This window comes from Anaerovibrio sp. (genome assembly GCF_051866355.1).
Taxonomy (GTDB): Bacteria; Bacillota; Negativicutes; order Selenomonadales; family Selenomonadaceae; genus Anaerovibrio.
In genome coordinates this window covers 1-8,550 of sequence record NZ_JBJDWZ010000160.1, presented here as the reverse complement: position 1 = coordinate 8,550, position 8,550 = coordinate 1, and the positions used below count along the sequence as shown (strand labels likewise).

Annotated in this window: 8 protein-coding genes; all 8 read right to left on the bottom strand. The window is 55.2% G+C overall.

Going from position 1 to position 8,550, the window contains the following annotated elements; translation table 11 throughout:
- Positions 1-1,405: flagellar hook-associated protein FlgK (gene flgK, locus ACI3UA_RS08305; protein WP_439724348.1), on the bottom strand; the 1,405-nt coding region annotated here is incomplete at its 3' end.
- Positions 1,406-1,523: 118 nt separating this feature from the next.
- Positions 1,524-1,991 (bottom strand): flagellar protein FlgN, encoded by a 468-nt coding sequence (locus ACI3UA_RS08300; RefSeq protein ID WP_439724347.1) that lies wholly within the window; start codon positions 1,989-1,991, stop codon positions 1,524-1,526.
- Positions 1,992-1,994: 3 nt separating this feature from the next.
- Positions 1,995-2,480, bottom strand: a complete 486-nt coding sequence (locus ACI3UA_RS08295) for a flagellar protein FlgN (RefSeq protein WP_439724346.1) — start codon at positions 2,478-2,480, stop codon at positions 1,995-1,997.
- Positions 2,481-2,519: 39 nt separating this feature from the next.
- Positions 2,520-2,798 carry a flagellar biosynthesis anti-sigma factor FlgM gene (gene flgM / locus ACI3UA_RS08290; RefSeq protein ID WP_439724345.1) on the bottom strand — a complete coding sequence of 93 codons (279 nt, stop codon included), beginning with the start codon at positions 2,796-2,798 and terminating at the stop codon, positions 2,520-2,522.
- Between the two features lie 218 nt (positions 2,799-3,016).
- On the bottom strand, positions 3,017-3,412 hold the full coding sequence (locus ACI3UA_RS08285) for a flagellar protein (protein WP_439724344.1): 396 nt from the start codon (positions 3,410-3,412) through the stop codon (positions 3,017-3,019).
- Between the two features lie 81 nt (positions 3,413-3,493).
- Positions 3,494-4,231, bottom strand: a complete 738-nt coding sequence (locus ACI3UA_RS08280) for a ComF family protein (RefSeq protein ID WP_439724343.1) — start codon at positions 4,229-4,231, stop codon at positions 3,494-3,496.
- A gap of 58 nt (positions 4,232-4,289) precedes the next feature.
- Positions 4,290-6,461 (bottom strand): SF1B family DNA helicase RecD2, encoded by a 2,172-nt coding sequence (gene recD2 / locus ACI3UA_RS08275; protein WP_439724342.1) that lies wholly within the window; start codon positions 6,459-6,461, stop codon positions 4,290-4,292.
- An 8-nt stretch (positions 6,462-6,469) separates the two neighbouring features.
- Entirely contained in the window at positions 6,470-8,452 is a 1,983-nt protein-coding gene (locus tag ACI3UA_RS08270) for an ABC-F family ATP-binding cassette domain-containing protein (RefSeq protein ID WP_439724341.1), read from the bottom strand.
- Positions 8,453-8,550: the final 98 nt, after the last annotated feature.

Here is an 8,550-nt window from a genome sequence, read left to right as displayed (position 1 = left end):
TGAGAAGGGCCGCTATCCACACAGCATTGCTGCCATCACCTGTGCCGTTCACATCAACCGGAACAGGGTTGCCGCTTGCATCCTTTACTATATTCGGATCTTTTCTGTCAGTGGTTGTTCCTATAGCACCAGTAGACGGATCTTTGGTCTGATACAACAAATTGCCATCAGCATCCCTCTCACCGCTTCTGGTGGCCAGCTTCTTATGTCCGTCAACGGCAGTCAGCTCCGCGTTTACCTCCAGAATATCCAGAATCTGCATACCTGTCAGCTTTTCCGTAGAACCTGCAATCAAAGTACCATCAGCATTCTTCCGGGTTACGGTAAGTCCGTCAGCTTCCGTCCACTCAAAAACATAGTCCGACTCGCCAAAGAAGTTCAAGCCTGTCGTGGCATCATCAGCAGGATTGGTATTGCCAAAAGGATTATCCTTGTTGCCATCAATGCCATAACCGGCCTTGTGCTGGTCGTTAAGGGTGGTCAGCAGGAAGGTAGCCATGCGCGCCACATCATCAATATACCCCTTGTCCTCGGCAATCGCCTCGAACTGGGCCTGCAGCTCACCGCCCCCCGGAGAATAAATCGTGCCTGTCTGCTTGATGATAATATCATAATCATTCAGGCTGTATTCCTTGTTGTTCTTCGGCGGGGACATCTCCAAATCCACCTTGGTGATGCCGTTTACCAAAGTTGTGCCGTTGCTTACCAGGGTATACATGCCATTATTGGTTTCGTATACAGTAATATTCGTCATCTCCGTCAGCTGGTCCACAATCAGATCGCGCTGGTCACGCAGGTCATTGGCATTGGCGCCGTTGGCCTCGATGCCGGAAATGTTCTTGTTCAGCTCCACAACCTGCCCCAAGAGACGATTGATAGTTTCCACACTAAGGGTAATATCGTCATACAGGGAGTTTATCTGCTCCTGCACCTGATTTGCCGCAATCTGCAGGCTCTGGGCAAAATTCTGTCCGGCGTTGATTACATTCTGACGGCTGGTATCACTGCTGGCAGTGGTGGAGCAGTCCTCCCACGCCTGATAAAACTTCTCCATGGCATTCTGGACGCCGGTATTATCCGAATCGTTGAAAATGGACTCTATCTTGGCATAGTTATTCGCCTTGCCGTTGTAGTAGCCATTGGTGCTGTTTTCCTTCCAGAACTGACGGTCAGCGTAGATATCCCTCGCCCTGATAACGGAGGTAACGGTGGAGCCGTTGCCCACCTGGCTGGCACCTGCCAGCGTATAGACCTCCGAGGAAGGCGTAGCCGCCGCGTGAGCCGTCTGGCGGGAATATCCCTCCGTATTGGAGTTGCTGATATTGTGGCCGACTGTATTCAGCCCCAGCCTGTTTGTATAGATACCATTTACCATGGTATTCAGCCCGGAAAATGTACTCTGCATGTTATTTCACCTGCTCTCAATATTTGTCACGCATGTCATGTCACAACACACGGCATATATACCCTATACGCCGTACTGCAATGCATTATGTTGTCGGCACTGCCCTGTTAGGCCCGTCCTAGACATTTGCCTCAAACATCTTGCTCCCCTGTACCGGCCTGCCACCGCTATCGCCCGGTGTTCCGTAGGTTACCCCTGCCGCTGTACGGGTCATGACATTCACGTTATAGTCGATATATTCTATGTTTTTATTTAAATATTGCAGATTGTTGCCGGAGGCTTCCTTTAGTTTCTGCAATAGTCCTGCCTGTTTTGCCAGCAGCTGCCTGGCCATATCCTTTTCCAGCCCTTCCGGCTGGCAGGCCACCCACGACGCTGCGTCCTTGCCGCTGTTTTTCTGGAGAAACTCGCGGCGCTTCTTTTCAAGCCTGTTTAAATCTATTACTACGGTTTCAATCTCCTTGGTAAGCCGCTGTACAGCCGGAGCCGCCGTATTCACCAGTGCGTTGCGCTGTTCTCCTGTCAGCTCCAGCAGCCTTAGGCACAGCACCAGCTGCTGCCTGATAATATGTATCAATTCCTGCACCGGCTATACCTCCAAATCAAAGTTCTTTACATGAGACACCTGCTCCTGCCCCCTGCTGCCATAAGCAGGCTCCACAGTGGAGCCACCCAGCTGGTTCAGCCGGAAATTGACGGCGTCCAGTGCGCTGGCAATGAGAATCCCGTTGTTGGCAGAGGCCTCCTGCACCTCACCAACCAGCCTGGCCAGCATCTTGTGCAGCTTGTAGAGGGTTTCCCTCTGCTTCCTTTCAGGGCACTGGGACCATACGCTGTCCATCTGCATATCGGGGCTGACCCTGATGCCGCCTTTCGCCATCCTGGCAATCAGCTCCTGCCGCTTTTTTTCAGTCCGGTGGATTGCGCTGATAACCTCTTCCTCCTGCCTGACCAGCTGCTCCAGCTCCTGCATTTTCACAAGAACCAGCACACCCCTTTTTTCCTCATTCAGCTGTTTCAGCCTCTGATAACCGGTTATCAGCTCTGCCAGTATTCTGGCCAATTCCTGCCACATGGACTATCCTCCCCCTGTGCCGCTGTCACAGGTTCATCATCAATAACGGTACTGCAAAATCTTCTCTGCCAAATCATGGTTGCTGACCTGATACGCGCCGGAGGCTATCATATTCTCATACTCCGTCACCTTGTCCATGCGCACATCGGAGCCTGCCTTCAGCTTCTTCATAATCTCGCTGAACTGCTGGCCCTGGGAGGATATCTGAATATTGTCATTCAGCTGTTCCTCCTGCCGGTATGCCCTGGCAATCTTGTTCACGCTGCCGGAGTTGCTGTATACGCCTGCTACGCCCTGAAGAGTGTTATTTATAATCACGACTTTTCACCATCCTTATTTCTATAAATTCATAATCTCGCGCCTTATAATTTATTGCAAAAGCACTTACCCTCATCTTTTAATCCTAGCAAAAATATCGAAAAAAATAGCAGGATTCTTAAATAATCCTGCTAGCCTTCAAATATTGAGCTGTTCACGGCCGGACGCACCATCCGCCATGCTGTCAGCATGCAGCAGACAACGCCCTACCATCAGCATTATCTGTTGCGGGATGCATTGTACATGGTGGAACTTTTATCCACCTTCCTTACGCTCTTTGCAGCCTCCAGGCGCTTCGCCTGATTGATGATATCATTGCTGCACTTGCTGCAGAGCTTGCCCGTGGTAATAGGTGCGCCGCAGCCCTGGCAAGGGTATGTAATCTCAAAGCCGCTGGCAATAAAGCGTCCCTGTTTCAGCATGCGCAGTATTACCCGCTCCTTGACACCGGTATCATCCACAATCTGCTTGATGCTGCACTTATCATGATCCCGGACGTAGGAGTATACCACCTGCTCATCCTCCTGCTCCTTGCGGTAGCAGTCATTGCACATTCCCTGTCCGATTTCCATATACACCTTGCCGCAGCCGGAACAATTTTTTAGTTTATTCATAGAAACCTCTCCCCACAACTTGTCAGTACGCTTTTATTATAAGTTATTCCGTATTTTTATTCAATAAAATTTTTTACCGCATCATTTTCTGCCGGAGGCGGCCACAATCCCCATAATGCCCGCCGCCCCTGCGGCACGGACTGCCCTGGCACACTCTGACAGGGTTGCGCCGGTTGTCATGATATCGTCAACGATAATCACCATCCTGCCGGATAAATCCGTGCCTGCCGCCACAGCAAAGGCTCCCTGCATATTCCTGCTGCGTTCCGCCGCTGTCAGCCCGAACTGGGGCGCAGTAGGACGGACTCTCATCAAGGCCGGAACCATAGGAACCCCCAGGGCGGCAAAGGGCTCCCTGAATAGGAGCTCGCTCTGATTGAAGCCCCGCTCCTTCAGCCTGTCAGGGTGTAATGGAACAGGAACTGCCACAGGCGCGTTTTCCATGCCGGTGAAAGCGTAGCTCCCGCCAGCTCCCCCGCCGGAAGCGGGGCCTGCCGGCGCAGGCAGGGATGGCACCCGCGCCAGTCCCGCCCCGATGAAGCTATGCAGTCCTCCCAAAAGGTTTTTCCTGCCATCGTATTTCAGGCGGCGAAGCACATCGCGAAGCCCTGCCTCGTACACGCCCAGCGCCCATACGCCGCCGTCAAGGAAGCTGTTCATCTCAGCGTCCAGAGGCAGGCGGCGGGGCTGAACCAGCTTTTTCAGGCAGTCACTGCACCAGCAATCCCTCTGCTCAATGTACCTGCCGCACACCGGACAGGCAGGAGGAAACAAAAAATCCAGTATCCAGTCAAACACAAACTCACCCCGCCGCTTCAATCATATACCGCCCGCACATTATGAACGCATTGCTGACCTGCCATTCCAGCCTTTCCTATTACAGCCCGCGCCCCAGCCTTTCCGCCAGCAGCGTATAGCGTTTTTTTGTCCTGTCGTTGGCTACAGCGGTGTTCAGCGCGGCCCGTGAGCCCAGCAGAATCACCAGCTTCTTCGCTCTGGTCACTGCCGTATAGAGCAGGTTTCTCTGCAGCATCACATGATGGCCCGGCACCAGCGGCAGTACCACCACAGGATACTCACTGCCCTGGCTTTTGTGCACCGTCATGCAGTAGGCCGGCTGCAGCTGGCCAAGCTCCGCACTTTCGTAGGACAGCTCCATTTCATCACCGAACTGCACCCGTATACAGCCCGGCTCCAGACCGGTAATATAGCCGATATCCCCGTTGAATACGCCTTTTTCGTAGTTATTTTTATTCTGCATGACCTTGTCACCCAGCCGGAATACCCTTGCGCCGTGCACCAGCTCCGGCGTCCCCGCCCCGGCGGGATTCAGCGCCTCCTGCAAAAGCTGGTTCAGCCTTTCCACGCCGCAGGCGCCACGGTGCATAGGCGAAAGCACCTGCACATCCTCCAGCACGTTGTAGCCTCTGGCGGGCAGAATCTTCCTGCACAAAGAAACAATATGCTGCTCTACCCACTCCGGGTCCTGCTGTTCAATAAAAATAAAGTCGCTGCCCTCCTCCAGCGAGCATCGGGGCAGCCGCCCGGCGTTGATGGCATGGGCATTCATGACAATGGTGCTGTCATCGCTCTGGCGAAAGACTTCCGTCAGGCACACCTGCGGTATCACGCCACTGCGGAGGATGTCCTTCAGCACGGACCCCGGCCCTACTGCCGGAAGCTGATCCACGTCCCCCGCCAAAATCAAATGACAGCCCGCAGGCACTGCTTCCAGAAAATGGCTCATCAGCACGATGTCCATCATGGAAACCTCGTCCAGAATAATCACATCCGCTTCCAGAGGTTCCTCCTGATTGCGCCCGAAGCCGGAGCCTTCACCATCACCGCCGGAAGCCTCCAGCAGCCTATGTACTGTCTTTGCCCCGCGCCCCGCCGCCTCGCTGAGCCTTTTGGCCGCCCGGCCGGTAGGCGCCCCCAGCAGAATCTGCAGGCCCTGCTTTTCCAATATCTCGATCATGGCACGAACTACGGTGGTCTTGCCCGTACCCGGCCCTCCGGTCAGCACGAACACGCCATGCTCAAACACGGCCTCCACCGCCTGCCGCTGCTGCTCTGCCAGCTGAATCGAAGCCTCCTGCTCCCAGCTCTTCACCAGCCGCCGCGGATTGCGTGACGCAATGGGCATGGCTTTTTCCTGCAGATACAGCAGGCTTTCTGCCGTCTCCACCTCCGCCCGGTAAAGGTACTCCGGATAAACCAGAAGCGTACCACCCACGGTTTCCTGATCCAGCCTGCCGGCGGCCAGGTCCTGCTTCAGCACGTCCCAGACCACATCCCGCGGCACCCTTATGCCCTTTTCCACATCGTCTACCAGCTGGTTTTCCGGCACACAGCAATGACCGTTCACCGCGATTCTCTGCAGCTGGTACTCAAGGGCCGCCGATACTCGGAAGCTGTCACAGGGATCCATGCCGATACCGGCGGCGATAGCATCAGCCGTACTGAAACCTATGCCCTCTATCTCAGTGGCAAGGCGGTAGGGATTCTGCTCCATGACCTCTACGGAGAAGGAGCCGTACCGCTCATAGATTTTCCCGGCATAGATGCCTGATACATTGTGCTGCTCCAGCCAGAGCATTATCTGCCGCAGCTCTGCCTTTTCCTGATAGGAGGCGTGGATTTTTTCCGCTGTCTTCCTGCCGATGCCCCGCACCTCCTGCAGCCTGTGGGGCTGCTTTTCAATAATTTCCAGGGCCATGCCGCCAAATTTTTCCACAATGCGCGCCGCCATGGCCCTGCCGACGCCCTCGATGATGCCGGAGCCCAGAAAACGCCGGATGCCCTCTACGCTGGTAGGAGCGGAAGCTATCATGTGAACGGCCTGAAACTGGGGGCCAAAACGTGGATGCTCCACCCACCTTCCTTTCAGGTCAAGCTGCTGCCCCTGCAGGGGCGCATCCATCTGCACGGTCACGGTGACAGTGCTTCCCTGCCCCTCCGGCAGCAGGCGAAAAACACAGAAGCCACCCTCTGGACTGGCAAATATGATATTGTCCACAACTCCCGTCAGGGCTTCCAGCTCTTCCATCTATGCGCCTATGCCTCCGTCAACTGCTCCCATTTTTCGTACTTCACCTGAATCTCCTGTTCCTTGGCCGCATAGGCCTCGGCGATTTCCTGGCTCCTGGCCGGATCTGCCTGCAGGCTCACATCGTTCATCTCATGCTCCAGCATCTTCAGCTCCGCCTCTGCCATGGCAATCTCCGCCTCTGCCCGCTGAATGAGCTCCGTGCGCTTTGCCTCGCTCATCTTCTGGATGGCTCCCAGCTGCGCCTGCTTCCTGCTGGCGGCCTGCGCCTCTGCCCGCTGCACGGCAGCCCTTTCCGCCTCGTCCTGCTGCTGTTTTGCCTTGGCAGCGGCCTTTTTCGCCAGGGCGGCCTCCCTGGCCGCCTGCTCTGCGGCAGCTTCCTCAGCCGCTTTTGCTTCCTCCGCCTTTTTCTCACGGTAATAGCTGTAGTTGCCATCGTACTCGGTCAGATGCCCATCTGCAATCTCCAGCACGCAGTTGGCCACCTTGTCCAGAAAATAGCGGTCATGGGAAACTGTGATATACGTCCCCGGGAAGGTGGACAGGGCCTCCTCCACCGCTTCCTTGGCCGGAATATCCAGATGGTTGGTCGGCTCGTCCAGCACCAAAAAATTTGCCCCCGTCAGCATCAGCTTCAAAAATGCCAGCCGTGACTGCTCGCCGCCGGACAGGGCGCCAATCAGCCTGAACACCTCGTCCCCGTGAAAAAGAAAGGCCCCCAGATAGCGGCGGCTCTGCTCCTCTGACAGGCCGTACTCATACTCCATTTCCTCCAGCAGGGTGCGCTCCATGTGCAGGCTCTCGTGCTGCTGGGAAAAATAGCCGATTTTTACCCGTGAGCCAATCTTTATCCGCCCCTCCGAGGCTTCCAGCTCACCTACCAGCAGCCGCAGGAAGGTGGTCTTGCCGGCGCCGTTTGGCCCCACGATTGCCACGCCGTCCCCCTTGCGAATCAGCACATCCACATGCTCGAACAGCTTTTTCTGCGTATCAGGAAAGCGATAGGCCACATCCTCCAGCTCCGCCACCCGCTGGGCGCACTCCCCCGGCTCATTGAAGGCAAAATAATTAAAGGCCGCCGTCTCGGCCGGCCTCACAATCCGCTCCAGCCGGTTCAGCTGGCTCTGCCTGCCCCGTGCCTGCTTGGACTTGATGCCTGCCTTGTACTTCCTGATGTATTCCTCGGTCTTTCTGATGTGCTCCTGCTGTTTTTCATAGGCAGAAAGCTGTGCCGCCCTGCGCTGTTCCCTGACCTTCATGTAGTAGCTGTAGTTGCCCTCGTAGGCGGTAACGGTTTTATTCTCTATCTCAAAAATGCGGTTCGTCACCTTGTCCAGAAAGAAACGGTCATGGGAAATAATCAGCACGCCACCGCTGTAGCTCTGCAAAAATCCCTCCAGCCACTCAATCATGCCAATGTCCAGATGGTTGGTAGGCTCGTCCAGAAACAGGAAGTCAGGCTCCCTGAGCAGGGCTTTGGCAAGGCAGACGCGGGTTTTCTGACCGCCGGAGAACAGTGCCACCCTTTTCTCCATATCCTCCTCGGCAAACCCCAGCCCGAAGGCAGTGCGGCGGATGCGGCTCTCAAAATCGTAGCCTCCGGCATGCTCAAAGCGCTCCACCAGCCTGCCGTAAGCCGCCATTTTTTCCTCGCTGTGGTCGTGCCTGATTTCCGCCTCCATGGCCTCCTTGGCCGCGGCCAGTGCCAGCACATCCGCAAAAGCGCTTTTCAGCTCTTCGTACAGGGTTGCCTCGCTGTCCATCTCCGCCTGCTGTTCCACGTAGCCGATGGTGTCAGCCGGGTCTATGGAGATAACGCCCCTGTCATACTCCACCTTTTCCAGCAGGCACTTCATCAGGGTTGACTTGCCGGCGCCATTGGCCCCCACAAAGCCTATCCTTTCACCACGCTTTATCTCAAAGCTCACATCGTTGAAGAGCTCATCTATACCAAAGGCCTTGCACAAACCGCTTACCTTTATACTACCCAATTCCACACACTCCTTATACACCGCAATGAAGCTGTTGCAGTAAATATAACTTAGCACTATTTACTCGAATAATATCATATCAGCAGGAATTGAGGGGA